This window comes from Paenibacillus canaveralius (assembly GCF_047238265.1).
Classification (GTDB): domain Bacteria; phylum Bacillota; class Bacilli; order Paenibacillales; family NBRC-103111; genus Paenibacillus_F.
On the sequence record NZ_JBDFMM010000001.1, the window covers coordinates 1959188 to 1984795 of the forward strand.

22 protein-coding genes and 2 pseudogenes are annotated in these 25608 nt (G+C 52.0%); 13 read left to right on the top strand and 11 right to left on the bottom strand.

What is annotated here, in order from left to right; genetic code table 11:
- Positions 1-8: 8 nt before the first annotated feature.
- Positions 9-638, bottom strand: coding sequence for a DUF47 domain-containing protein (locus ABC395_RS09260; protein ID WP_009675522.1), 630 nt, complete (start codon positions 636-638; stop codon positions 9-11).
- 240 nt (positions 639-878) lie between these two features.
- Here ABC395_RS09260 and ABC395_RS09265 point away from each other — a divergent pair, with 240 nt between their 5' ends.
- The 11 genes and pseudogenes from ABC395_RS09265 to ABC395_RS09315 all read left to right on the top strand — a co-directional run bounded on the left by ABC395_RS09265 (position 879) and on the right by ABC395_RS09315 (position 12615).
- Entirely contained in the window at positions 879-2177 is a 1299-nt protein-coding gene (locus ABC395_RS09265; RefSeq protein ID WP_413002437.1) for an amidohydrolase, read from the top strand.
- Between the two features lie 28 nt (positions 2178-2205).
- Entirely contained in the window at positions 2206-2709 is a 504-nt protein-coding gene (locus ABC395_RS09270) for a cell wall elongation regulator TseB-like domain-containing protein (RefSeq protein WP_413002438.1), read from the top strand.
- Positions 2710-2839: 130 nt separating this feature from the next.
- Positions 2840-3373 carry a hypothetical protein gene (locus tag ABC395_RS09275; RefSeq protein WP_103995075.1) on the top strand — a complete coding sequence of 178 codons (534 nt, stop codon included), beginning with the start codon at positions 2840-2842 and terminating at the stop codon, positions 3371-3373.
- Positions 3370-4890, top strand: coding sequence for an AAA family ATPase (locus ABC395_RS09280; RefSeq protein ID WP_413002440.1), 1521 nt, complete (start codon positions 3370-3372; stop codon positions 4888-4890). The genes ABC395_RS09275 and ABC395_RS09280 overlap by 4 nt, the downstream gene beginning before the upstream one ends.
- Before the next feature lie 219 nt (positions 4891-5109).
- Positions 5110-6099, top strand: a complete 990-nt coding sequence (locus ABC395_RS09285; protein ID WP_413002442.1) for an FtsX-like permease family protein — start codon at positions 5110-5112, stop codon at positions 6097-6099.
- Positions 6099-7379, top strand: coding sequence for a hypothetical protein (locus ABC395_RS09290; RefSeq protein WP_413002443.1), 1281 nt, complete (start codon positions 6099-6101; stop codon positions 7377-7379). The genes ABC395_RS09285 and ABC395_RS09290 overlap by 1 nt, the downstream gene beginning before the upstream one ends.
- Positions 7379-8035 carry an ABC transporter ATP-binding protein gene (locus tag ABC395_RS09295; protein ID WP_413002445.1) on the top strand — a complete coding sequence of 219 codons (657 nt, stop codon included), beginning with the start codon at positions 7379-7381 and terminating at the stop codon, positions 8033-8035. Before ABC395_RS09290 ends, ABC395_RS09295 begins: the two co-directional genes overlap by 1 nt.
- Positions 8036-8370: 335 nt before the next feature.
- A complete protein-coding gene (locus ABC395_RS09300) occupies positions 8371-9243 on the top strand; it encodes a 3-hydroxyacyl-CoA dehydrogenase family protein (protein WP_042228387.1) in 873 nt (290 codons plus the stop codon).
- Complete coding sequence (locus ABC395_RS09305; protein ID WP_413002446.1) at positions 9240-10457, top strand: acetate/propionate family kinase; 1218 nt, start codon at positions 9240-9242, stop codon at positions 10455-10457. The genes ABC395_RS09300 and ABC395_RS09305 overlap by 4 nt, the downstream gene beginning before the upstream one ends.
- Before the next feature lie 99 nt (positions 10458-10556).
- Positions 10557-11853: pseudogene (gene asnS, locus ABC395_RS09310) on the top strand (asparagine--tRNA ligase).
- Positions 11854-11925: 72 nt separating this feature from the next.
- Positions 11926-12615, top strand: a complete 690-nt coding sequence (locus tag ABC395_RS09315; RefSeq protein WP_413002448.1) for a DnaD domain-containing protein — start codon at positions 11926-11928, stop codon at positions 12613-12615.
- A 186-nt stretch (positions 12616-12801) separates the two neighbouring features.
- On the opposite strand, the gene mtnB is transcribed toward ABC395_RS09315, so the two are convergent.
- The 8 genes and pseudogenes from mtnB to ABC395_RS09355 form a co-directional block, all read right to left on the bottom strand.
- Complete coding sequence (gene mtnB / locus ABC395_RS09320; RefSeq protein WP_413002450.1) at positions 12802-13440, bottom strand: methylthioribulose 1-phosphate dehydratase; 639 nt, start codon at positions 13438-13440, stop codon at positions 12802-12804.
- The gene (locus ABC395_RS09325; RefSeq protein ID WP_413002452.1) at positions 13437-14105 is read right to left on the bottom strand and encodes a 2-hydroxy-3-keto-5-methylthiopentenyl-1-phosphate phosphatase; all 669 of its coding nucleotides are present in this window, start codon (positions 14103-14105) and stop codon (positions 13437-13439) included. Before ABC395_RS09325 ends, mtnB begins: the two co-directional genes overlap by 4 nt.
- Complete coding sequence (locus ABC395_RS09330) at positions 14102-15406, bottom strand: 2,3-diketo-5-methylthiopentyl-1-phosphate enolase (protein WP_413002454.1); 1305 nt, start codon at positions 15404-15406, stop codon at positions 14102-14104. Before ABC395_RS09330 ends, ABC395_RS09325 begins: the two co-directional genes overlap by 4 nt.
- A gap of 40 nt (positions 15407-15446) precedes the next feature.
- The gene (proC, locus tag ABC395_RS09335) at positions 15447-16301 is read right to left on the bottom strand and encodes a pyrroline-5-carboxylate reductase (RefSeq protein ID WP_413002456.1); all 855 of its coding nucleotides are present in this window, start codon (positions 16299-16301) and stop codon (positions 15447-15449) included.
- A 68-nt stretch (positions 16302-16369) separates the two neighbouring features.
- Positions 16370-17617: a glutamate-5-semialdehyde dehydrogenase gene (locus ABC395_RS09340; protein WP_413002458.1), complete on the bottom strand. Its 1248-nt coding sequence runs from the start codon at positions 17615-17617 to the stop codon at positions 16370-16372.
- A gap of 224 nt (positions 17618-17841) precedes the next feature.
- Positions 17842-18979: pseudogene (gene proB / locus ABC395_RS09345) on the bottom strand (glutamate 5-kinase).
- Between the two features lie 499 nt (positions 18980-19478).
- Positions 19479-20735 (bottom strand): pyridoxal phosphate-dependent aminotransferase, encoded by a 1257-nt coding sequence (locus tag ABC395_RS09350; RefSeq protein WP_413002460.1) that lies wholly within the window; start codon positions 20733-20735, stop codon positions 19479-19481.
- A gap of 113 nt (positions 20736-20848) precedes the next feature.
- Entirely contained in the window at positions 20849-22132 is a 1284-nt protein-coding gene (locus tag ABC395_RS09355) for a right-handed parallel beta-helix repeat-containing protein (protein WP_413002461.1), read from the bottom strand.
- 209 nt (positions 22133-22341) lie between these two features.
- Between ABC395_RS09355 and ABC395_RS09360 the strand changes: the two genes are divergently transcribed.
- Entirely contained in the window at positions 22342-23157 is an 816-nt protein-coding gene (locus ABC395_RS09360) for a carbon-nitrogen family hydrolase (protein ID WP_413002463.1), read from the top strand.
- Positions 23158-23264: 107 nt separating this feature from the next.
- Here the strand turns inward: ABC395_RS09360 and ABC395_RS09365 are convergent, their stop codons facing one another.
- Complete coding sequence (locus ABC395_RS09365; protein WP_413002465.1) at positions 23265-23429, bottom strand: DUF1328 domain-containing protein; 165 nt, start codon at positions 23427-23429, stop codon at positions 23265-23267.
- A 112-nt stretch (positions 23430-23541) separates the two neighbouring features.
- Entirely contained in the window at positions 23542-23979 is a 438-nt protein-coding gene (locus tag ABC395_RS09370; protein ID WP_413002467.1) for a YflT domain-containing protein, read from the bottom strand.
- Between the two features lie 456 nt (positions 23980-24435).
- Between ABC395_RS09370 and ABC395_RS09375 the strand changes: the two genes are divergently transcribed.
- Entirely contained in the window at positions 24436-25575 is a 1140-nt protein-coding gene (locus tag ABC395_RS09375; protein WP_413002469.1) for a SpoIIE family protein phosphatase, read from the top strand.
- Positions 25576-25608: the final 33 nt, after the last annotated feature.

The window sequence follows — 25608 nt, forward strand, 5'->3', positions numbered from 1 at the left end:
TGCTGGGCTTACGAGTAGCGCAGCACGACGCTTTCCAAGATGTTGGCAACGTCTTCACATGCATCGGTGGTCTGTTCGAGACGTTCATAAAGTTCTTTGAGCTTGAAATCCTCGTAAGGATCGCGTTTGGTAATGAAAATCTCACGGATGCCTTCGCGCATCAGGCGGTCGGCTTCGTTCTCAAGCGCATTGATTTCTACCGTATGTTGAGGAATCTGCATGTACTTCTTTTTGGAAAGAAGCTTGAAAGCATCGAGCATATGTTGGCAGCTGGACACGATCACGGCGGAGAATTCCTGCATAACCTTGTCCGTCTGGCTGATGTTGAGATAATCAAAACGTGCCGCAGTCGCTTCAATGCCGTCCAGTACGTCGTCGAGTTTGGAAGCCAGCTCCATAATATCTTCACGGTCAAGCGGAGTGATAAAGACTTTGTTCAGCTCTTTAAAGATTTCGTGGGTGATCTGGTCGCCCTTACTCTCGATGTCTTTGATCATCTGGAAAAAGTTTTCCGGAATTTTATCTCCCATCATCGCGTTTCTGAACATCTGGGATGCATGGAGTGTGTTTTCTGCCGCCCGAATGAGCAGGTTTAAAAAATCGACGTCTCCTCTTTTACTGCTAAAAAGCGATGCCATTACGGTTCCTCCTAGTGATTCGATTGTAAAGATTCCGTGAAGTTAAGTTTAATGTATGTAGAATTTTGTAGCTTAAACTCACAAACTTAAAAATATCATAACATTTCCCCAGAAAGCAATCACTGGTTGAGCGTTTTTTCAATTGTTTGCTCGGCTTGATTTTAAACAGGTGACGTTGTACATTGAAAAGATAAGAATAACTGCCGATTTCGGCACTTTATACGGAATGAGGGCTATCCCATGAAAAAAACGATTATCATAAACGGCTTGTTCGTAACGGGGGACGCATCCGCGCCCGTCATCGAAGGCTGTATGGTTATGGAAGGAAATCAGCTTACATATATAGGAAAGGATGCGCCGCATCCGCTTGAAACTTACGATGAAGTCATCCGCGGGGACCGCAAGCTTTACATGCCCGGTCTCGTCAATACGCACGGCCATGCGGCGATGACACTGCTGCGCGGCTACGGAGATGATCTTGCCCTCCAGGTTTGGCTGGAGGAGAAAATGTGGCCGATGGAAGGCAAGTTCACGGCGCAGGACGTGCGTTACGGAACGCTTCTGGCCATCCTCGAAATGATCAAAGGCGGAACGACGACATTTGTCGACATGTACGACCATATGAACGAAGTGGCCCAGGCGGTTTCCGACTCCGGTATGCGGGCACGCCTGACGCGCGGTGTCATCGGACTTTGTCCGGCCGACGTTCAGGAGGCCAAGCTCCGGGAAGCCGTCGCTTTCGCCAAGGATTGGAACGGCGCAGCGAACGGACGTATTACGACAATGATGGCCCCGCACGCACCTTACACGTGTCCGCCGGATTACATTGAACGTTTTGTCCAGGCCGCACACGATTTGGACCTGCCTATTCATACCCATATGTCCGAGACGCTAAAAGAAGTGGAAGCCAACGCGGAGCAGTACGGCGCACGGCCTGTCGAGCATCTGGAAAAGCTGGGCGTTTTCACGCGGCCGACGCTCGTGGCGCACGGCGTTCATTTAACGGATGAAGAGATCGCCGTTCTTGCCAAATACAACGTCGGGGTTTCGCACAACCCGGGGAGCAACCTTAAGCTTGCGAGCGGTGTCGCCCGTGTGCCGGAGCTGCTCAAAGCCGGCATAAACGTGTCACTGGGCACGGACGGAGCGGCCAGCAACAACAACCTCGACATGTTCGAGGAAATGCGGCTTGCCGCCCTGATCCATAAAGGCGTATCCGGCGATCCGATCGCCGTGCCGGCGGCCGCCGCTTTAACCATGGGCACATCGATGGGCGCGCGCTCCATCTGGCTTGACGATATCGGTACGCTCCAGCCGGGGATGAAAGCCGACTTTATCGCGCTCGATATCGACCAGCCTCATTTTCTGCCTCGTACGGATTATGTTTCCCATATCGTCTATTCGGCATCCGCCCATGATGTGGTAGATGTGTGCGTGGACGGCAGCTGGATCGTACGGGGCCGCGAATGCCTGACGCTTGACGAAGAGAAAATCAAACGGGAATTCGAGTCGTGTTTCGCCCGTTTGACGAGCAGCTAGTCTTCGGCGGAAGGAAGGAGGGATAGCAATGCTCAAAAAAGCGATTTGGATCGGTCTGTTCGTCCTGTTGACTTCTGGATTCGGCATTAACCGTTTTTACGTAAACGTGCAGGCAACCCACTGGGAAACGAACTCGGAGGCCGTTCAGGCGGCTTATGAGAAAACGACGATGACCAAGGCAAACCGGGTCGAGGCTTTTCACGGAGCCCGCTCCTATGAAGTCGTGTACGGGGAAGACAAGCTCGGCAACGGGCTGATCGTCTGGGTGCCGCACAAGCAGGACGGGACGGGTCTGGCCGTAGACGAAATTCATACGGAAATGACGGCCGAGAACATTACGGAAGAAGCCGTGCGCGGCATCATGGCGAAGAAAAGCCCCAAGCTGGATATTCTGCGCGTCAACGCGGGGGAATTCAAGGGGAAATATGTCTGGGAAGTCTTTTATAAAGACGAGCAGGATCGGGCGTTCTACGATTATTACAATTTAAAAACGGGTGCTCTCGAAGATACGTTTAAGCTCAGCCTTCAATAGGGTGAGCTTTCTCTCATTTCGTTAATTTGTCAAAGACTCCACCGTTTTCTTTGCCCACGGGTTACGGACTGTGATATACTATTCGTATAGCATTTGCTAAATACGAGTGATATAGAAAGGGGGACGTAAGTTGCGTAAAATACGTCTCTTGCCCGTCCTGTTAAGTGTCGTCATCACCGCTTTTTTCCTCTTTGGCGGCTGGTTCGCTTATCAGACCTACGCCATTGGAAAACCGCTCGGCAATATCGTGAAAGAAACACCGGGGGTTGAGCAATCCCAGGTCACATATAATGACAGAGAAGTTTCGATCCGTCTGTCCCTCAAACCTGACACAAGCTTAAGAGAAGTATACGGTCGCATTACAAAAGAAGGAGCCTCCACAATCGGTTCCCGTGACGTGAAACTGTCGGTCAATACAAAAGAATCTCCGGATCTCGATAAATGGTGGGCGCAAGCGCTGTTCGATGTCGCCCAAGCGATGGAAACCCGTCACTATGCTGATATACCTACGGCACTGGAAAAACACAAAACGGACAAAGACAGCAGTTTGGTCGTCAAAACCGAAATGGATGAGCAGAACGTTTACGTTCATCTGCAAAAAGGGGATCAGCACAAATACGTGGTGCTGCCGCGAAATGCCGAAAAAGTTGGGGTGTTTAAATGAGCAAATACGGAAAAGAGATAGCGATTGGCGCTGCTCCGGTACTTTTCATTTTTCTTGCTTTTATTAAAGTCAACATTATCCCTTTACTGTTTACAGCCGCCCTTATAACAGCCGTTCTTTATATGATGAAAAGCCGCGGGGGTTCCGGCATCGGAATCGGCGCGGGAGCCGGTACGCGCGGCAAAACGCGTCAGCCGTCCTACCTCAGCTTCGATCAGATCGGCGGTCAGGAACGCGCCAAGAAAGAGCTCGTCGAAGCGCTTGATTTTCTCGTGAAACAGGAAGAAACGAAAAAGCTCGGCATCCGCCCTCTAAAAGGCATCCTGCTAACGGGTCCTCCGGGAACGGGGAAAACGCTGATGGCCAAAGCGGCCGCTCACCATACGAATTCCGTATACATTGCCGCTTCCGGTAGTGAATTTGTGGAAATGTATGTCGGTGTGGGAGCTTCGCGGATCCGTACCCTGTTCCAGGAAGCCAGAACGAAAGCACAGAAAGAAAATAAACAAAACGCCGTTATTTTTATCGATGAAATCGACGTCATCGGGGGCAAACGCGACGGCGGACAGCAGCGCGAGTACGACCAGACGCTGAACCAGCTCCTGACCGAAATGGACGGCATTCATACAAATACGACTCCGCGCATTCTCATTATTGCGGCGACCAACCGCAAAGAAATGCTGGACCCGGCTCTGCTCCGTCCGGGGCGGTTTGACCGACACATCGATGTCGAGCTGCCGGACAAGAAGGGACGCCTGTCCATTCTCAAAATTCATGCCCAGAACAAGCCGCTGGATGAAGCGGCGGATCTGGAGAAAATCGCGGAGCAGACCTTCGGATTTTCCGGTGCGCAGCTTGAGAGCGTGCTGAACGAAGCGGCCATTTACGCCTTGCGCGGCCAGCAGGATTCCGTTATGCAGAAAGATCTGCTTTCGGCTATCGATAAAGTGATGATGGGCGAGCAGACGGACCGTGAAGCGACTCAGGAAGAGAAAATCCGCGTTGCCTATCACGAACTCGGCCATGCCATTATCGCGGAACTGGTGCGTCCGGATTCCGTCGCCCAGGTATCCCTGCGGCCCCGCGGCAAAGCGCTCGGCTATGTGCGTCATAACCCGCCGCAGGACCAGTACTTGTACTCCAAGGAAGCGATCGAAGATCAAATTATGATCGCGCTGGCCGGTGCCGCTGCGGAAGAGATTATTTACGGCGGCCGGAGCACGGGGTCGAGCAACGACTTCGAGAAGTCTATCGACATGGTCCGTACGATGATTTCTTCGGGCTTGACGTCTCTGGGCATCGTCGACCTGAAAATGGTTCCTCAGCAGAAGCTGATGGAAGTGAATAACGCCATCCTCGATGATTTGATGGCTCGTACAAAAGAACTTCTGACGAAGCACCGGATCGTATTCGAGCAATCGCTGGATATTCTGCTTAAGGAAGAGGTTATTTCCGGTCAGCAGTTCCGTGATCTGCTTGAAGGAAGCAAAAGACATCTGGAGCCGGTATTGGCTTAAGTCTACGAATAACCGCATACAAATAAGAACCAGTCTCGGCTTTTAAAGCGAGGTTGGTTTTTTTGCTGTTAAGAGGGATTATTTAATAAAATTGAAAATAATTACTATTAGTGATAAGGTACTTTATAGCGATTCGATATGGAAAATACTAGATATCCTATTAGTTTTTAGCGTATATCCGCTATGTAAATGTATCTTTCAGTGAAGGATGAGAACCGGATGCCTAGAATGAATTCATCGTCCCTTTTGTTATTTCTTGTTTTTGTTTGTATTGGTTTTTTTACGAGTATGGCCGTTTCGTATCTGGACAAGTACAAGCTTGTTGAAAAAATAAGTCAAAACTATGTTGGTGACGAGGCCATATTTTTTAGATTTGAACGATTAAGCTCAGTAGATAAAAGCTCCCTGCGTAATATGTTAAATCAGGGAGAGATCCTTTACAAAAAAATCGATCCTGCAATCAGGGAAATGTTGTTTAAGGGAGCGATTAGTCCTTTTCCTATGATTGAAGGTCACTCCTTTGATAGTGAAAGCAAACCAGGGAAAAATATCGCGGTCGTGGGTAGAGATGTTCCTAAGACAACGGGCGAAAAAGAGCGCTATGCGCATAACGGACTCTCCTACGAAATTATAGGGATTACCGGGATGGGAAAGCCAAGTAAATTGGATCGTATGGTTTTTTTACAAACGGATAATGCCCAGGCAGACACTAAAGGAATATGGATTCTGGATGGCAATAAGAATCTCGAAGAAACCTTTCAAAACATTCAGCTTTTCTCGGAACAGAATGGGGGTAGTGTCAAAAAAGTAGATGTACCGGGAGAAGGACTCCGGCGGTTTTTTCAGAACGAGTTAATTTTTAAAATGATTGATTCTCTTGTAATTTTAAGTTTTATAACATGTGCTTCAGCCCTCACTGTCTATTGGGTAGAGCAAAGGAAACAGATGATAGCTATTCAAAAATTGTGCGGGTTTTCGACACGATTAATATTTTGGGATTCCTTCAAGCGTTATTTAGCTGTTTCCGTATTATCTTATACAGGGGGCAGCATGATCGGAATTGTTGTTCTTCCGCAAACTTCTTACTCTCCAGCAAATTTGCTTGCTCAATACGGAAGTACGCTTTTGACTGGGATCGTAGTCTGCTTAATACCCTTGACTTTAATGATGAAACGATCAACGGACCAAGCTGTAAGGAGGGTCCAATAATGTTAGTCTCAGAAGCAATTAGAAGTTTAAAAAATTGGAAGTTTTTCAGCATTCTTATCGTAATCCAATTTACAATTTCTTTTATAGTTCTAAATGCCATATTCACGAACATGACTATTATGAAAAAAAGCGAACAACATTATGCCGCACAATTACAAGAGAAACAAAGATATGAATTGTCGGATAAGCTGAAAGGCGAAGAGGAAAGATCCTTTCTAGGAAGAGAAGGAGTGCTAGAAGATTTTAAAGGCTTTCATCGTGAACTTATTAATCAGAAAGAATTCACTTTTTTGGAACGCATCATGCAGCCGGTTTATGTCGCTAATTTTAGAGGTTCGGAAAAGTTTACTAGTGGCTATGAAGATGGAAGAGAACCTACCTACTACCAATCCAATGATCTGAACTTAACATTTGTCAAAGCGGCTGCAGTTAATGAACAGACATGGAAAGAATTCACATTCCGCACAAGTCAGGGCAGAGATTTTGATAAAACCGATTATAGTTTGTCAAACCAAGAAGTCATGCCGGCCGTCTTAGGTTATGAGTATCATGATGTTTATAAAGTAGGGGATCATCTTCAAATTCAGTATTATTTTAAAAATTTCACCATGGAAATAGTCGGTTTTTTGGAAAAGAACTCCGCTATGCCTGCAAGAGGACAAGGAGAACTGCTTTATTTAGACCGTTATATTGTGCTGCCATCCGTTGTGAGCAGCGAACCGCCGGTAACGGAAGAAGATTATACTTTTCAAAAAATCAGTAATTTAACTAAATTAAGCGGAACTATTCAACTTGAAAACGGATATACGTTAGCAAGCTTTGCTGCTTATTTTGAAGAACTACGACAGCGCTATCAGATGTTTGATTTCGAAATTTGGAACTCTTCCCCCTGGGAACTGAAAATATTAAAATTTACCGCAGGAGAAAATATCGGACACATGCTGACCATTGGCCTGCTGATGGCGGGCTTCGCCGTGCTGACGCTTTCGGTTATCATGTCCAGCAAGATCAGGCGTAACCGGAGCCAATATGGTGTTCACTTGTTGTGCGGAGGGAGTATGCGGCATATTACGGGGTTTGTTTTATTGGAAAACTTTCTTGTTTTTGCGGCTGCTCATCTTTTGGCTTTTCTGATTACTCTACTTTTGTTTGGTGACAAAATCACGTACAGTCCAATTTGGATTGGTTTAAGCCTGGTGCTGCTGCTGACAAGCAGTATTCAGCCCCTGTTTCATTTAAGACGATTAAACGTGGATACGATGCTAAGGAGGAAGGATTGATGCCAGACATTCAACTCAAAGACGCCTGCAAAACTTACGGAAGCGGAGAAGCGGCAGTCCGAGCGCTTCACCATTTATCCCTTGAGATTAAACATGGTGAGATGGTGGCCATTATGGGTAGGAGCGGGTCGGGAAAATCGACGCTGTTGAACATCATGGGAGGGCTAACATCCCTGGACAGCGGCGAATATTGTTTTAACGGGGAGAATATAAACGGGAAAAAGGAAGCGGAACTGAGCCGCTTTAGGAGAAATCATGTCGGGTTTATTGTACAGCACTTTGCGCTTTTACAGGACCGGACCGTTTTTGAGAATGTTATGCTGCCTTTAAAATACAATAAAATGTCCAAAGCTTGTATGACGGAGAAAGTTAACCAGGTGTTAAAGTCGGTAGGTATCTTTGAACTAAGAAACCGTTATCCTTCCGAATGCTCGGGAGGTCAATGTCAAAGGACGGCAATTGCCCGGGCAATAGTTAACGATGCAGATGTAATTTTGGCCGATGAGCCCACGGGTTCGTTAGACGAAAAAACGGAAGCATCTATCATGGCATTGTTTCATACTTTGCATAAACAGGGAAAAACAATTGTTATGGTAACTCACGACCGGTCGATAGCCGAAGAATGCCAACGAATTTTTCATATCAGTGATGAATAAATGCTTCACAACTCTTATCTGTTCGTGTAACATATGTTCGTTTTATACTCTAAAAACACGTCCGCTTTATTTGCTTGCGGAGGTGTTTTTTTCGTTTACTTAAACCATTGAAAATTTCCAGATTTCCACTATTTCTAAACGGGTAAGAAACCGTATAATGAAGCGTGATTGTCTGTGTTCTTTTTCACAGTATGCGAAAGTTGTCGAAATAGGGCAGTTGCTTTTGAAAGTTTTGTGTATACTAATGAAAAAGGCATGAAAACGGTGTATGATGGACTTGAAAACAGATATAAAAATCGACACCCCTAGATTAACGGATGAAGAGGAGAATAGGGATGCAATATAAAAAGATAGGTGTTATCGGTGGAGGAACGATGGGGCAAGGGATAGCCGAGATGTTGGCGGCTAAAGGCCTTGAGGTTGTCCTGGTGGAGAAAGATAACGAACGAATGGAACATTCTTGGGCCATGATTGAGCTGAGTCTGGATAAACAGCTGGAGAAATGGGCTATTACCGGTGCGGAGAAGAAGCTGATTCTTTCTCGCATTCATAAAACGACGGATCTGAAAGAGCTCCCTTCCTGCCATATGGTGATTGAGACGATTTCCGAAGATCTGGATCTTAAGAAAAGCTTATTCCGGAAGCTTGATGAAATTTGCGGCCCGGATCTGATTCTGGCTTCCAATACATCTACGCTTAGTCTTACGGAATTGGGCGCTTCCACGAAGCATCCGGAGCGGGTGATCGGTCTTCATTTTATTCATCCGGTTGCCAAAATCGACCTTGTCGAAATTATCCGCGGTCTGAAAACCTCGGAAGACACGTACATGCTGACACGCCGCTTTGTGGAAGACGTGATTCAGAAAACGGCGATCAAGGTATACGAGTCGCCCGGCTTTGTCACGTCCCGGCTTATCTGCCTGCTCATTAACGAAGCGGTTCATACGCTCGCGGAGCGCGTGGCTTCGGCTGAAGATATCGATCTGGCGATGCGCAAAGGCTATGAGTTCCGGCACGGGCCGCTTGAGATGGCGGACCGGTTCGGACTGGACTCGGTGCTGGCCGCGCTGGACCGGATGTTCCGTGAATTCGGCGAATTGAAATACCGGCCTTCCTTCCTGCTGAAGCAGATGGTGCATGCCGGACATTTGGGCGTTAAAACCGGGGAAGGATTTTTCCGGTACGATAAGGAAGGTGACAGAATGTGAATATTCTCGTCATTAATGCAGGAAGCTCGTCGGTAAAATATCAGCTGTACAATATGAAGGATGAGTCCGTGCTCGCTAAAGGCCGCGTAGAGCGGATCGGGCTGGACTCGGCCATTCTTACCCACGAGCCCGAAGGAAAGACGGAGGTCCGTGAAGTCAGCGAAATTCTGGAGCATACGACGGCGATCAAAAAGGTGCTGGATATGCTCGTTCATAAAGAGCATGGGGTTTTAGAGTCGGTGAATGAAATCGATGCGGTCGGTCACCGTATCGTGCATGGCGGGGAAGCGTTTTCTTCCTCGGTTGTCGTAACGGAAGAAGTGAAAAAGGAGATCAAGCGGCTGTTTGACCTGGCGCCTCTGCACAATCCCGCGCATATGCTGGGGATTAACGCCGTGGAGGCGAATATGGGCGACGTGCCTCAGGTGGTCGTGTTCGACACGGCTTTCCACCAGACGATGCCTTCTCACGCTTACATGTACGCGATCCCAAAAATCTGGTACAGCAAACATAAAGTCCGGCGTTACGGCTTCCACGGTACCTCTCATCAATATGTGAGCGAGCGTGCCGCCAGGTTCCTGGACCGTCCGCTGGAAGAGCTTAAAATCGTCTCGGCCCATATCGGAAACGGCGCAAGCTGCACGGCTATCCAGGGCGGTAAATCCGTGGATACGAGCATGGGGCTTACCCCGCTTGAAGGTTTGATGATGGGGACGCGGAGCGGGGATCTCGATCCGGCTGTCGTCACATTCGCAATGGGCAAAGAGGATTTGTCCCTCAACGAAGTGAATTCCATGCTGAACAAGCACAGCGGGCTGCAAGCCATATCCGGGCTGAGCAGCGATATGCGTGAAATTACGGAAGCGATGGACAGCGGGGATAAAAACGCGAAGCTGGCCTTCGATATGTATACGTACAGGCTGCGTAAATTTATCGGCTCTTATGCGGCGGCAATGAACGGCATCGATGTCCTCATATTTACCGCCGGTGTAGGGGAAAATTCCGTTATTCTGCGCAAAGCGGTATGTGAGGGACTTTCCTATCTCGGTCTGGAACTCGACTCCGAGCGGAACATTAACGGATGGGGAATCGAGAAACGTATTTCGACGGACGATTCGAAGGTAGAAGTGCTTGTCATTCCGACGAACGAAGAGTGGATGATCGCGCGGGATACGTTCCAACTGGTGAACGGGCTGCATGAAGCGAAGCGGTAAAATGATTTTTTTTACCACTGGTTTATAGTACAATAGGTGGATGGGAGAAAACGGCCATTGAGCCGTTTTTCCATGTCAACGCAAGGAGGAAGACGTCAGATGAGCAGTATGAGTACGATTCATGAAGTCAAGAATCATGTCGGCGAATCCGTAAGAATCGGATGCTGGCTGCACAACAAGCGCAAAAGCGGTAAAATTCAATTTTTGCAGTCTGCGTGACGGAACCGGCTTTATTCAAGCGGTTGTCGTAAAAAGCGAAGTGAGCGAAGACGTCTGGGAAGCCGCTTCGAAATTAACCCAGGAAAGCTCGCTTTACTTAACGGGCTCGGTTCGTGAGGAACCGCGCAGCAAGAGCGGGTATGAACTGACGGTTGAAGGCGTGGAAATCATTCAGATTACCGAGGATTATCCGATTACGCCGAAGGAGCATGGCGTGGATTTCCTGATGGACCACCGCCACCTGTGGCTGCGTGCTCCGCGTCAGCGCGCCATTCTCGTTATCCGCGCGGAGATTATCCGTGCGATTCAGCAGTTTTTCGATGACAAGGGCTTTCAGCTTGTCGACCCGCCGATTTTAACGCCATCCTCCTGCGAGGGGACGACGAATCTATTTCATACGAAATATTTCGATGAAGACGCTTATTTGACCCAAAGCGGACAGCTTTACATGGAAGCCGCCGCCATGGCGCTGGGAAAAGTGTATTCCTTCGGACCGACCTTCCGCGCGGAGAAGTCCAAAACACGCCGCCATCTGATCGAGTTCTGGATGATCGAGCCGGAAATGGCGTTTGTCGATCACGAAGAGAGCCTTCGCGTGCAGGAGCAGTTCGTTTCGCATGTGGTCCAGACCGTTCTGAAAAACTGCCGAAGCGAGCTTGAAACGTTGGGCCGCGATATCTCCAAGCTGGAGAAGATCCAGGCTCCGTTCCCTCGCATTACGTACGATGAAGCGGTTCAGTTCCTGCAGGACACGGGTCATGAATTCCCTTGGGGAGAAGACTTCGGCGCTCCGCATGAAACGGCCATCGCCGAAAAGTATGAGAAGCCGGTCTTCATTACGCACTATCCGACGGGAATTAAAGCTTTCTACATGAAACCTGATCCGAACCGTCCGGAAGTCGTGCTCTGCGCCGATATGATCGCGCCTGAAGGGTACGGCGAAATTATCGGGGGAAGCCAGCGGATCGACGATCCCGAGCTGATGGAAGAGCGCTTCAAGGAACACGAACTGTCTTCCGAAGCGTATCAGTGGTATATGGATCTGCGCAAATACGGCACGGTTCCGCATTCCGGATTCGGGCTCGGTCTGGAGCGCACGGTCGCCTGGATCTGCGGTCTGGAGCATGTGCGTGAGACAATTCCGTTCCCGCGTCTGCTTTACCGTCTGTACCCGTAATACGGCAGGAATGCAGCCTGTACGTACGGGGTGGCCGGTCACACCGGCCGAGCTAGAAAGAGGAGGATGGATTTGAAACCGAACGATAACGATCGCAAGCGGGTAGAGCGGGCTCTCCTTGCAGGAATGACAGCAGGAACCGTGGCCGTTCCGCATCTGCTTTTGAGGTATTATCACCGGATGAAGCTGTCCGAACTTGAAGTCATGCTGCTTATTCATATCCTGGCTTTCCAGGAGAATGAAAAGAAAGATTTCCCGACGCACGATGAGATTCAAGACCGGATGACAGCCCCGCAGGATCAAGTGATCGAAGGCATTCAAAAGCTTGTGAACAGCGGCGTGCTCCGGATTGAACAGGAAATCGACAGCGTGTCGGATATCCAGTACGAGCGGTACAATTTGAGGCCGATGTACGAAAAAATCGCGAGCTGCTACGCGGAGGATCTCCTTCAAAAAGCGGCCAGGCAGGCGGAAGCCCAGAAAGCGGAAGCACAGCCTGGACGTGAAAAAGATGTATATTCGATCTTCGAAGCGGAATTTGCCCGGCCTTTGACTCCCATGGAGCTTGAAACGATAACGAGCTGGCTGGATAGGGACGGCTATAAGGAAGAGCTTGTGCTGGCCGCTCTCAAAGAAGCCGTTTTCGCGGGCAAAGTTCATTTCCGCTATGTGGACCGCATCTTGCTGGAATGGAGCCGGAACCGGATTACGACCGTGGAGCAGGCGAAAGAATTTACACAAAAATTCAGAGGCAACCGCTAGTCGTACGTACAGCTCGTTCTTACAGAGCGGCCCGCCCGCTAACAAGAAACCCCCGATCGGATTCTCGCAAGAGATTCCTTCGGGGGTTTTACGTGTTGGTGAGGAAATATTTATTCCGGTACAAAAGAATCAGAAGACGCGTTCGACCGATCCGGCGAAACGTCTATTCACGCCTGAAAGGACAGCTTATTTTTTAAGAAGGTGCCAGCGATACACATATTCGAACATAAATTCGAACGCTTCCAGATGCCGCTTGGCTTCGGCCACGCTGGCACCCCAGGCGTAAATTCCGTGCTTGCGCAGCACGATTCCCGGAATGCGCGGAACGATGGCGCCCTGCACGAGCTCGGCGATTTTCGGAATGTCGGCGTAGTTCGGCAGAAGGGGAATGCGGATTTTGGCATCCTCTTCCCAAATGTTGAGGGCCTTGATGATTTCAATTCCCTCTACCGGGATGGAACCTTCGTCGCCGTACAGCTCGGAAGCCAAGTTGTTAAACATCGTATGCACGTGTAAAATGGCGCCCGCACCCGTATACTTGTAAATTTCACAGTGGATCAGGGTTTCGGCAGAAGGCTTCAGACGAGTCGCTTCGACCGGCGCTCCTTTTTCGTTCACGAGAAGAAAGTCTTCCGGCGATTGGAGTGATTTGTCCTTCCCGCTGGATGTCACGGCAAACGTGAAGTTCTCCGGGGTGAATTCGCCGACTCGCACGGACAGGTTTCCGCTTGTAGCGGGGAACCAGCCGCGGGTCGCAAGGTTTGCTTTGATCACGCGCAGCTCGTCATAGGCGTGCTGTTTTTGCTCCAAGGTTAATTCGGTCATGCTTTTATTTTCGCCTCCAGGTCACGGATAATATCGTGGAATGTTTCGAAAGGAACATAAGGGAGCTTCAGTTCCTCACAAAGTTCGATCAGGTGAGAGCGGGCATAAACGTTCTCGACGAGCTTCGCTCCCTGAAAATCCGTTACGCTGTCTCCGATCAGGATGCGTTCATAGTCGCCGGCGGGATAGGAGCGGATAATCGACGTTTTGCACATTCCGCAGTCCGCTCCGCAGTGCTCGTCACAGGCGTGCGGCCACAAAATTTCGATAGCTTCGCCTTCGAACGAGCTTCCGTTGCAGTAAATACGCTCCCGGGGTATATCGAAGGATTCCAGGAGCGGATAGACGAAAAAGTCGATTCCGCCGCTTGTCACGAGCAGTTTGATTCCGTTTTGCTTGCAGAACGCGACGAAATCGGCGAAGCCTTCACGGATAACCGCATTCGAGATGGCATAATCGATCACTTCATGCTGCCGCGAAGAAGGGATCAGCCGGAACATGTCACCGACCGCATGTCGCACGGAGATTGCCCTTTCTTCCACGAGACGCTTCACGATCGCTTCCCAGCCGGGCGGATTGAAATGTTTCATTATCGCCACAATGTTGTCGTTTACGGTAATCGTGCCGTCAAAATCACAGAACACGATCTTTTGTCGGGTACTCAAGATTTAACCCCCCAGGCGTCGATTGCGGCTTTCAGTTCCGGATGCTGCAGGGCGGCTTCCTGAAGCGTTGCCCCCTCCAGCGTCGCCTGGATCGCCTGGCGGAAAGCTTGTCCGCCGGCAATGGCGCCCATGGGATGTCCGTGAATCCCGCCGCCTGCGTTAACCACGACATCCGTGCCGAAATCACGCAGGATGAGCGGGACAAGCCCGGGATGGATGCCGGCCGATGGCACGGGGAAGCTTGTTTTAAGCGCCGGGCTTCCGATAGCGGAAGCGGATGGCTGGCCGGCTGAACCTTCCGCCTGGGAATAGCGGTAAATATAGTCCTGATCCAGGTTCTCCGTAAGAAGGACCTGCTTGATCGCCAGGTTCTCTTCACGCGGCATCACGACGGAACCGTACGGGGAAGGGAACAGGACGAGATCGGCTCCGGCTACCCGCATAAGCTTGCCGAGCAGCAGAGAGGCGGAAATGCCGTACTCGGCGGACGGATAGAAGGCGCCGGCCATAGCGGGATGCGCCATAATCGGGACGGAGATGTCCGGATCGGCGCTCAGCTCGCACAGCGTATCGAATCCGTAAGCGAGCACATTGAACAGAAGCGCGTTGGCGCCGGCATCGATCGCTTTCTTCGCCTGATCGGCCAGCTTGGACGTCGGGCCGGTCAGATTCGTCGCATAGAGCAGCTTCTGTCCCGTTACTTCGCGGGCGCGGCGTGCCGCTTCCATGCAGACGGCTACCCTTTTCTCGATCGGAGTGAGCGGGTTCTCGAACAAGATTTCGTCGTCTTTAATAAGATCGACGCCGCCTGCCGCCTGTGCATAGAACTGCTCCCGGAGTCCCTGCAGGTCCTGACCGATGACGGATTTGAAAATGCTCATCAGCAGCGGGCGGTCATGTACGCCGAGCAGTTCTCTTACGCCCTGCAGGCCGAACTTCGGACCGGCAAAAGCCGATAGGAACGAATCCGAGAAGGAGAGGTCGGTCAATTTGATTTTCCCGTCCATGGACAGTTTGCCGAAAACGGTAACCAGCAAAGCCGGCAAATCCCGGCTGAAATTCACATCGGGGTAAGCGATTTGGATATCCGCATATCGCCGGGATCCGGGCGAAGCTTCTCCGGCTTCATGGACGTCTACGGAAACGACGTGACCCAGGTGCCGCTGCATTTCGGCTTTGCGGGCTTCCGGAAGCTCGGTCCAGCTGCCGACGGTAAGGCCGACAGCGATACCCTGCGCTTTCTTGTTAAAATCGGCTGTATCGTCATAACAGCGGTAAGTCGCCAAACAATAGGAATTCACAACATATCACCTGCTTAAGAAAAGATAGGAGGCAGCACGCTTAACGGATATGGGGAGCAATCTCGGCGCCCATTTCTTTTGCCCGTTTTGCGGAGCTGAAAACGGCGGCGGCTACGGCTTCCGGGAACTTGTATCGGTCCAGCGTCTGAAGAGCGGCCAAGGTCGAACCCCCCGGAGAGGTAACTTTGCGTCTGAGTTCCGCCGGTTCTTCTCCCGTACGCTCTACCATATGAACGGCTCCGAGCAGTGTCTGCATCGTGAGCCGGCGCGCTTCGTTCTCCTGAAGTCCGCCTGCAATGCCTGCCTGAATTAAAGCCTCCATAAAGTAGTATACATAAGCGGGACCGCTTCCGGAAAGTCCGGTTACGATTTCGAGATAATCTTCGGGAACGACCGTCACCATTCCGACGGCTTCGAACATTTTCGTCACGAGCTCCTGCTGCTCTTCGGACACGCTTTCGGAGAAGCTCATTCCGGTAGCGCCAAGTCCTATCGTTGAAGACGTGTTAGGCATTGTCCGTACGATCGGCATTTTGGTATCCAGCAAAAGTTCGATTTTACGGATCGTCAGTCCGGCAATGACAGACACGAGCAGTTGGTTCTCGTTCAGCATCGGTTTAAGCTCGTCGAAAGAAGCCTCGACGTCTTTGGGTTTCATGCAGAGCACGACGATATCGGCGGAAGAGATGCGTTCTCTTTTGGTCAGAGGGTCGCAGCTCGCTTCGACACCGTAACGATCTCGCAGCTCACGGAGGCGTTCTTCATTTTGCCGGTTGGAGACGAAAACTTGCCCGGGCACGGTGATTTCCCGCTCGATGAGGCCGCGCAAAACAGCCTCGGCCATGGAACCGGCACCGACAAATGCGATGCGTTTAGTATGAATTATGCTGTTCACAAGTCTCACTCTCCTGTTACTGTTGGTGAAGATCCGTTCCCACGGAACGGATCTCTTTATACATGGAATTATTCCCGGATTTGGCCGTCGCCATAAATTCTGTATTTGGTGGAAGTTAAAGCGGGAAGTCCCATCGGGCCTCTCGCATGAAGTTTTTGTGTGCTGATGCCGATTTCCGCGCCGAAGCCGAATTCGAACCCGTCCGTGAAGCGGGTGGAAGCGTTATGATAAACGGCGGCCGCATCCACTTCCTGCAGAAAACGGGCAGCATGAGTTTCATTCTCGGTCACGATACATTCGGAGTGCATCGTTCCGTGGAGGCGGATATGATCGAGAGCTTCATCGAGGGAATCAACGATTTTCACATTGAGGACATAGTCGTTGTATTCGGTATCCCAGGCTTCATCCGCCGCCGTTTTGATCTGCGGAACCAGCTCCCGTGACCGCGCGCATCCGTACAGCTCGACACCCAAAGCGGACAGCTTGCCCGTCAAGGCGGACAGGTACTCCTCCGCATGGTTCTTATGCACAAGCAGCGTTTCCATCGAATTGCAGACGGAAGGGCGCTGTACTTTCGCGTTGATGGCAATCTTCTCGGCCATTTCGGGTTTTGCCGTTTCGTCGACGAACGTGTGGCAGATCCCCGCTCCGGTTTCGATTACGGGAACGGTCGCGTTTTTGACCACATTTTGAATGAGGGAGGCTCCGCCCCTTGGAATCAGAACATCAAGCAGTCCGTTCAGTTTCAGCATTTCGTCCACCGAAGCCCGGTCGGGATCGGAAATAAGCTGCAGGGCGCCCGGAGAAACGTCCGTACCTGCCAGTGCGGCTTGCAGGACTTCAACGATCCGTTCATTAGAGCGCAGCGCTGAAGAGCCACCGCGCAAAACTACCGCATTTCCCGTTTTCAGGCAAAGTCCCGCGGCATCGACGGTTACATTCGGACGGGCTTCGTAGATGATGCCGATTACACCCAGCGGCACCCGGATCTTCTCGACACGCAGGCCGTTGGGCCGGACAAACGATTCGAGCTGATCGCCGACAGGATCGGGAAGCTCGATGATCTGACGGAGCCCCTCGGCCATGCTTGCGATCCGTTCGGGCGTAAGAGCCAGCCGGTCCAGCAGGGAAGTTCCGAGGCCGGTATCGGCGCCCCGTTTTAAATCCTCGGCGTTGGCCGCGATAATGGAGTCCTGTTCGGCGACCAGAGCTTCCGCCATTCTTAGAAGGGCGGTATTCTTCTGGCCGGTGGTCAAGTTTCCGAGACGGGTCGAGGCTTCTTTCGCGAGAGCTGCTTTTTGTCTGACTTCACTCATGGAGCTCACTCCTTGGCTATTGGAATTTGATTGTATTGATCTATATAACTGGCGGAAGCACCGTTTAAAATTCGGAGTTCCGGGGTTGATCGGCTAACGGCGTAAGGCGTCCGTGCAAAATGCAGAACCACTTCGGCGGTGAAAGGGTGTATCCGGCTAAGCTAATAAAGAGTGGGCGGATCGAACCCGTCAACGTCCACGCCAGTACAGGGTAGGGGCCTGCACTAGTGCGGCTGCTGCGTATTGTGCGAAGCGCGGTAAGCCTGCAGGGTTACCCATTCGTCCCGGTGAATAACCTCGATGCGGGGAACCTCAACTCTTCGCTGAATTTCTCCGGTGCCCAGACCCATTACGGCCTGAAGCTGCCAGGCCACGTAATTGGCGACGCCCCGGCCGATCACGGAGCCGTCTTCGCCGCATACCTCGATCACGTCGCCGGGGTGAAAATCGCCTTCGACGGCGGTCACGCCGGCCGGCAGCAGGCTTTTGCCCCCTGACAGAAGGGCTTGCTCCGCTCCGCGGTCGACCGTTACTTTTCCCTGGGGAACGGAGTGAAATCCGACCCACTGCTTTTTGATGGACAGCGTGTGATCGGCGGCGGAGAAATAGGTCCCCCGTCCGCTTCCTTCCGCGGCCGTCCCCAGGTCCCCGGGCTCCGTGGCACGTCCGACGAAGACGGGAATTCCCCCGCGCATGGCGATGCGGGCCGCTTCGATTTTGGAGCGCATGCCCCCGGTGCCTACGGAACTGCCGGACCCGCCGGCAATCCGGTACAGCTCGTCGCTGATTTCATCGACACGTTCGATCCGGCGCGCGTCTTTGTTTTTGCGGGGATCGTCCGTATACAAGCCGTCCGTATCCGTAATGATGATCAGCTGGCCCGCTTTGAGCAGGTTGGCTACGAGAGCCGACAGCGTATCGTTATCCCCGAATTTGATCTCGTCGACCGACACAGTGTCGTTCTCGTTAATAATCGGGATAAACCCGCGGCGCAGCAGCTCTTCCATCGTTGCGGTCGCGTTGGAAACCCGCTTGCGGCTGGTGAAATCGTCCCGTGTAAGGAGGATCTGGGCGGCGCCGATGCCGTATTGGTGAAAAGCTTCCTGATAAGCGCGCATAAGCAGCGCCTGACCGACGGAAGCGGCCGCCTGTTTTTCGTGAAGCAAGCTTGGGCCTTGACTTGTAGCCGAGGAAAGAAAAGCCCGCCGCTACGGCGCCCGAAGTGACAAGGACGACTTCGTGTCCGTTTTGCTGAAGCCGGGCAAGCTCGGCGGCAAAATAGGCGATAGGAGCCGGGTTTAATCCTCCGGCATCCGAGGTAAGCGAGCTGCTTCCTATTTTTACAACGATTCGCTGCTGCATCTGGTTCACTTCCTTGGCAAACGGTCTGTACGACCGAGTAGTTTACGTCTGATTCCGTTCGGATTTACAGCTTCTTAGGCTGACTGAACAGGAGCCCCAGGCGGAGGCATCCGGACGGAAGAATGCAAAAAAGGCCCTCGTCCTCGTAAGGACGAAAGCCTGGGCTTCCGCGGTACCACCTTAGGTTGATGCGTATCCGAGCGGCCTGCCGGCGCCCGCTGCGAACAGGGGGCCTCTATAAAAGGTCCGATCGAGATGCACATCCATCTCTGTCCCTGATAACAGCAGGGGACTGTTCAGCTCGTCGCTGACCGTTCCGGGGCGGGTTCGGGAAAACTGCTGCAAAGCTCTTTCAGCCGGGGAGCTTTTCTCTGAAGCGAAGCGGGTTATTCCTTACTATTCCCATCACAACGTTCGATGTTTTCTTACTAGGATAGCACGCGTGCCGCCGCTTGTAAAGAAGGCTCCCCGCAAAGAAAACCCGATCCGCTTCGCCGGATTACGAATCGAACAGGTGAAGCGTGCCGATGCGCCGGACGGCTTCCCGGAGGCGTTCCTCGTCCGTCAGCAGCCCGAGGCGGACATACCCTTCTCCGTGGGTACCGAACCCGATGCCCGGCGCCACGACGACTTTGGCTTCGTTCAGCAGCAAATCCGCAAACTCCGCCGAGCCGTATTTGCGGGGCACGGGAAGCCAGGCGAAGAAGGAGCCCTGCGAAGGCTTGGCTTCCCAGCCGATCTCGCCCAGTGCGCCGAAGAGGGCATTGCGGCGGCTTTCATAGACGCCTCTCAGCTCGTGCACGCAGTCCTGGGGAGCGGTCAGTGCGGTTGCGGCAGCGGCTTGGATCCCGCCGAACAGGGAGACATACATATGATCCTGCATCAGATTGATGATGCGGATAATATCCGGGTTGCCGAGCGCGAACCCGACCCTCCATCCGGCCATGTTGTACGTTTTGGAGAGGGTATAGAACTCTACGCCGACTTCCTTGGCGCCCGGCCGTTCGAGGAAGCTGACGGGCCTGCTGCCGTCGAATCCGATCGCGCCGTATGCGAAATCGCTGGCCACGACAATTCCGTTCTTCGCGGCGAAGGCGATCGTTTCGTCGTAGAAGGCTTCGGAAGCCGTGGAAGCTGTCGGATTGTTCGGATAATTGACGAACATGAGCTTGGCGCGTCTAACGTCGTTCTCGGACAACGATCCGTAGTCGGGCAGGAAGGCGTTGTCTTCGCGCAAAGGCATGAAGGCCATCTCGGCGCCCGCGAGCGCCACGCCAGACCAGTAGTCGGGATAACCCGGGTCCGGCACGAGGCAGACGTCTCCCGGATTAAGCAGGCACTGGCTGATCTCGACGAGGCCTGTTTTGCCGCCGAACAGAATCGCCACTTCCGTCTCCGGGTCCAGCGTGACTCCGTAATCCTCCCGGTAGCGTGCCGCAACCGCTTCTTTCAGGAAGCCGTACCCGCTGAAGGGCGGATACTTGTGATACAGCGGGTTTTCCGCGGACTCCTGAAGAGATTTTACGATATGGGGAGGGGTGGGACGATCGGGATTCCCCTGCCCGAGATTGATGACATCATGTCCTTGGGCGATTTGGGCATTCGCTTTTTTGACGAGTCCCGCGAAAAACTGCGAAGGCAGGCTTGCCATACGGCTGGCCGCTTCGATTCTTAAAGGGCGGATTGACGTGTTTGTTAAATTGGATTTGCTATGATCCGGCTGCTGGGAGCTTCCGGTTTGTAGGTTGTCGTTCATGATTTTACTGCCTCCATCATGCTGATCCGTTAGGGATAGACCCGGTATGATCCTAAATTTACCCCTACTTTATCATGATTTCAAAAGGATGTATACCACTCGGAATTGTCCGCTTAAAAGCCCTCTTTCACGGTCCCTGTCCCTTCGTCGAGAACGTTCTGCCCGTTGCCGGTTCCTCCGTTGCCGAAGAGCAGACTTCCGGTGCTCTTCTTGCCGGAAATCCGGATGCCGGCCGTTTTGCAGCCGCTGAACAGATTTCCGCCGGCCGCGTTTTCGCGGGAACCGGTCTCACCCCTTGATTCGATGTGGATGCCGCTCGCCCCCAGATTGCGGAACGTACCGCTTTGAACGGTTGCGCGTACCGCGTTGCTGAGCACGACGCCGTTTCCGCTGATTCCTTTGATCGTATTGCCCTGGAGAGTATGGTCCGCGGGCTGGAGCTTGCCGGACTCCTGATCGCCTTCTAACCGGATGCCGTCCCCGTCAAGGCTGGTGATTTCATTGTGGGAAACGGTACAGCCGGAGACATTGCGTTTCAGCAGAATGCCGGTTATTCCCGATTTAGCGGCGGTCAGATTGGTGACCCGGTTATAAATAATATCATTCTTGGAGGCGGGTTCGGCTGCCTGATCGGATTGGATGAGGAAGGCGTACTGGTCGATGTAGGTGACTTCATTGGACTGGATCACCGACCGGGAACAGCCTCCGTCCAGATAGACGGCTGTGTTCGTTACGCTCTTGAAGGTATTGCGGTAAAAGGTGTGGCCTTCGCCTCCGCTGCAGTAAATACCGGTGCCGTAATGCGGTTTACCCGGTATATTGCCCAGTATAAGCTCGAAGTCACAGTGTTCCACCCGGCACGCGCGGCAGTTGCGGAGCAGGACCGGACTGGACAAGGTGAAAAAGCGGCAGTCCGTGATGCTGACATGGCTCGCTTGAAGCAGGGAGATGATGCTGTCTTCGACAGGCGAAGCGACAGCTCCGGGCGCACTCCCGCCGTGGAAGGAAAGACCGCCGATTTCGATATCCGAGGCGGGCGGCAGGGAGGTGAAGGCGCAGCCGGCGGCGGCCGTCACGATCGTCTGGCCGATGCCCGCTCCCATAACCCGGACGCCGCTTTTCAGCTGAACGGGCTTGGTCAGGATATACCGGCCCGCAGGTATGTAGACGATGCCGCCGGTCTGGGCGGCCGCGTGAACGGCGCTCTGTATGCCCGCAGAGTCCGTGTCGCCGAAGGAGCCCTGACCGAGGGCGCCGTATTCTTTTACGTTATGTATGAGAGTTTCCGCTCCCCGCGCCTTGACCGCGGACGGAAGCGATCCCGCAGCCATAACGGCTCCAGCGGCGCCGAGTGCGGCAAGCAGCTTTCTTCTGCTGAGAGGTCGAGACGAATTCATAGGTATCTCTCCTTATAGGTACTTGATAGGATGGTTAATCTTGGATTTCGCCGCCGAACCGGTAATTTCCTTCCGTCATGTGGATAAATGAACAGCGGCGCCTTTTTTGACAAAGAAGAACGGGAAGAAAAGAATTGATCTATGGGGGGCGATCCTCTATCATGAAAGCAGACTGACGTACCCGGCAGACTAAACCAGGAGGTGCCTGAATGGATAACCAGCAATCGTTGCCTAACAAAGTCCGTCTAGCGCTTATTCAGATGGATATTACGATCGGAGAACCGGAAATAAACCGGCGTAAAGTAGAGAAGCTTCTTCTGGAAGCAGTCGGCGGAGCGCAAAAACCGGACATTATCGTGCTCCCGGAAATGTGGAACACGGGTTACGCCCTGGACCGGATTCATGAGCTTGCCGATCCGGAAGGCCGTATAACCCGGGAGATGCTCGGCTCTTTTGCCAAAGAGCATGGGGTACATATTATCGGAGGCTCCGTTGCGGAGAAGAAGGGCGAGGAAGTTAAAAACACCGTTTACGGCTTTAACCGGAACGGCGAGGAAATTCTCGAATATTCCAAAATTCATCTGTTCCAGCTGATGGACGAGCATTTAAGCCTCGCCGCCGGCAGTGAAAGGGGCAGTTTCGATCTGGACGGGATTCCGGCCGCAGCCGTCATCTGTTACGACATCCGGTTCCCCGAGCTTACCCGCAAGCTTGCACTGGACGGGGCCCAGATGCTCTTCGTGCCCGCCGAGTGGCCGCATCCGCGGCTTCATCACTGGCGCACGCTGCTGATGGCGCGTGCCATCGAGAACCAGATGATCGTCGTTTCCTGCAACCGGGTAGGAGAGAGCAAGGGAACCTCGTTCTTCGGTCATTCCATGGTGATCGATCCTTGGGGGCAGGTACTGGCCGAGGGCGGAGAAGAGGAAGAAATCATTTTCGCCGAAGTCGATTTGGCCGAAGTGGCCTCCGTACGCGCTAAAATTCCCGTATTCGCCGACCGCCGTCCTGCCGTATACGAATAGACGGAACGCCAAAAAACGCAGCCCTTCAAGAAGAAGAGCTGCGTTTTTTTGTTTCCCTCTCAGAGGGAGACGGTTGTTAACAGCCTATAACCGGCCGAAAGCCGGCGTCAGACTGAGGATCTTCGACCTGTTATCAGTGTGATAACGAACAGGATGAGGAACAGGAAGAAAAGGACTTTGGCGATACCGGCTGCGGCACTGACGATTCCGAAGAATCCGAAAATACCCGCTACGATTGCGACAATCAGAAAAATCATAGCCCATTTTAACATGAGAAACCCTCCTTCAAATGATAGTCTTTTTTAAATTTAAATGAATAGGTTGGTATGCAAACCGATCATGGCTGTGCGATATGGTTTGCCACCGCCTTGGATGGCAGTCTTGTCAGAACAGATTGCTGTTCTGGTTATCGCGGCCGCTCATGTAAATGCCCGTAGGCGGAAGCGTCGTTTCGTCTGCGCGGAGACGTCCGTCGTGAGGATAGCCGTCACCGTCGCGGTCCGCATAAGCGACCACAAGAATTTTACCGCGGTCAAGTTCTTTCTCGTAGGTGTCCGCCTCGGAAGAGCTCAAGCCGAGCGATTCCATTTTGGCGCGCAGTTTGTCGCCTTTCGAACGGAACAGATTGGCGGCGGCCGTCATCAAGCCTTCTTCCGCTACGCCGACTTCATTCGTATTCGTCATTTCCGCTACGCCTTCGGTACGGTCGGAATCATGCGTCATCACGTAAATTTCATCCAGGTTAAAACCTTCCGCCTGCAAATTTTTTACCTCGCGCAGGGCTTGTTCTTCGTTAGCGGCAAGTCTCACTTTGGTTTCCATATTCATTCTCCTCCTTATCGTTTAAGCCGCAGCTTTCTTAACCTTCTTGCTGATGCCGCGGCGACTTCGTTTGTTCAGGTTGTTTGCCTGTCGTTCATGACTCTTATTAACCGCCCCCCATGTCGCTGAAACAAAACTCTTGACAAAATCATCTGCATATGAACTATCAAATCTTTCCTGATTCAAGAGTCGTTTTCGGGGTTACTTTTAAATAGGATATTTTATATAATAGGATAGATGTACAGCTGCCTTATTTTCAGGCGCACGATAATCTCCGGGTACTAACTGCGGGAGATCAAGCGTGCGGCAGCAGATTTATTCCCCCAAACCGGCGCGTTTCGGCTTTGACGAGTTGCAGGAAAGAAAGCGGGCGCTTACGGCTTTGGTTACAAAATACTCCCGAATAGATCGAGGAATCACGGATAAAAGAATTCCACTATAAAAGGAGAACATGGAATGAGCATCATGATTGTAGACGATAATCCGGTCAACCTTATTGTGATCGAAAAAATATTGAAAAGCGCGGGCTACTCCAACATGCACCGCGCTTCTTCTGCTATGGAACTGTTTGATATGCTGAAGATCGACAATCCGAGTTCTTCGGATTTACAAATCGATTTGATCTTGATGGACCTGATGATGCCGGAAATCGACGGAATCGAAGCCTGCAAAAGATTGCAGCAGATCGAGGAACTGAAAGACATTCCGATTATCATTATCACGGCTATGGGAGATTCCATTAAACTGGCGGAGGCGCTGGAAGCGGGAGCGATTGATTACGTAACCAAGCCTATCAACAAAATCGAGCTGGTAGCCCGGATTAAGTCGGCCCTGCGGCTCAAATACGAGAAAGACTGGCACAGAGAGAACGACAACCGGATCCGTTCCGAGCTTCAATTGGCCAAAAACGTACAAAGCAGCGTGCTCAGCCTGCCGATCGAAACCGAGAAAATCCGGATCGAAGCCTACTATAATCCTTCTTACGAACTGGCAGGGGACTTGTACAACTGGTATCCCATCGATGAAGACCGTTACGGGGTCATGCTGCTGGACATTATGGGACACGGCATCTCTTCGTCGCTCGTCTGCATGTTCATCTCTTCGGTCCTCCGGGATACGATTACCAAGTTTGTGACGCCCGAACTGGTTATTGCCGAGCTGAACCGGTATATGAACCGGCTGCATAATGACCAGAATCATTTGAATTACTATTTTACGGCCATTTATATGCTGGTAGATACGAAAAACAAAACCATCGACTATGTAAATGCCGGCCACCCGCCGGGCTTTCTTATGAACGAAGACGGTGAAGCGTTCCCGCTTATGAACGGGACCTGTGCGGTCGGCTTTTTCGAGGAAATGGACATCAAGCCGGGGCGGATCACCTATACGGGCAAATCGCGGATCCTCCTGTACACCGACGGGCTTCTTGAAGAAATAGAAGAGACCGATGCGGAGCTTCCGACGCGGCTTATTACGGCCGTTCAGCAAAAAGGGGATTTGGGGCTTCACGCGGTAGTGGACGAACTGCTGGACGAAGAGGTTCAAAACAACCATATGGACGATATTTGTCTGATCTGGATCGATATTCCTTGAAGATAAGCCTTTTACAGAGACAGGAATAAAGGG

What these genes read in the sequence shown, in the direction of transcription:
- ABC395_RS09260 (WP_009675522.1), bottom strand. Translation starts at nt 638, where the DNA reads ATGGCATCGCTTTTTAGCAGTAAAAGAGGAGACGTCGATTTTTTAAAC.
- ABC395_RS09265 (WP_413002437.1), top strand. Translation starts at nt 879, where the DNA reads ATGAAAAAAACGATTATCATAAACGGCTTGTTCGTAACGGGGGACGCA.
- ABC395_RS09270 (WP_413002438.1), top strand. Translation starts at nt 2,206, where the DNA reads ATGCTCAAAAAAGCGATTTGGATCGGTCTGTTCGTCCTGTTGACTTCT.
- ABC395_RS09280 (WP_413002440.1), top strand. Translation starts at nt 3,370, where the DNA reads ATGAGCAAATACGGAAAAGAGATAGCGATTGGCGCTGCTCCGGTACTT.
- ABC395_RS09285 (WP_413002442.1), top strand. Translation starts at nt 5,110, where the DNA reads ATGCCTAGAATGAATTCATCGTCCCTTTTGTTATTTCTTGTTTTTGTT.
- ABC395_RS09290 (WP_413002443.1), top strand. Translation starts at nt 6,099, where the DNA reads ATGTTAGTCTCAGAAGCAATTAGAAGTTTAAAAAATTGGAAGTTTTTC.
- ABC395_RS09295 (WP_413002445.1), top strand. Translation starts at nt 7,379, where the DNA reads ATGCCAGACATTCAACTCAAAGACGCCTGCAAAACTTACGGAAGCGGA.
- ABC395_RS09300 (WP_042228387.1), top strand. Translation starts at nt 8,371, where the DNA reads ATGCAATATAAAAAGATAGGTGTTATCGGTGGAGGAACGATGGGGCAA.
- mtnB (WP_413002450.1), bottom strand. Translation starts at nt 13,440, where the DNA reads ATGACCGAATTAACCTTGGAGCAAAAACAGCACGCCTATGACGAGCTG.
- ABC395_RS09340 (WP_413002458.1), bottom strand. Translation starts at nt 17,617, where the DNA reads ATGAGTGAAGTCAGACAAAAAGCAGCTCTCGCGAAAGAAGCCTCGACC.
- ABC395_RS09350 (WP_413002460.1), bottom strand. Translation starts at nt 20,735, where the DNA reads ATGAACGACAACCTACAAACCGGAAGCTCCCAGCAGCCGGATCATAGC.
- ABC395_RS09355 (WP_413002461.1), bottom strand. Translation starts at nt 22,132, where the DNA reads ATGAATTCGTCTCGACCTCTCAGCAGAAGAAAGCTGCTTGCCGCACTC.
- ABC395_RS09360 (WP_413002463.1), top strand. Translation starts at nt 22,342, where the DNA reads ATGGATAACCAGCAATCGTTGCCTAACAAAGTCCGTCTAGCGCTTATT.
- ABC395_RS09365 (WP_413002465.1), bottom strand. Translation starts at nt 23,429, where the DNA reads ATGTTAAAATGGGCTATGATTTTTCTGATTGTCGCAATCGTAGCGGGT.
- ABC395_RS09370 (WP_413002467.1), bottom strand. Translation starts at nt 23,979, where the DNA reads ATGGAAACCAAAGTGAGACTTGCCGCTAACGAAGAACAAGCCCTGCGC.
- ABC395_RS09375 (WP_413002469.1), top strand. Translation starts at nt 24,436, where the DNA reads ATGAGCATCATGATTGTAGACGATAATCCGGTCAACCTTATTGTGATC.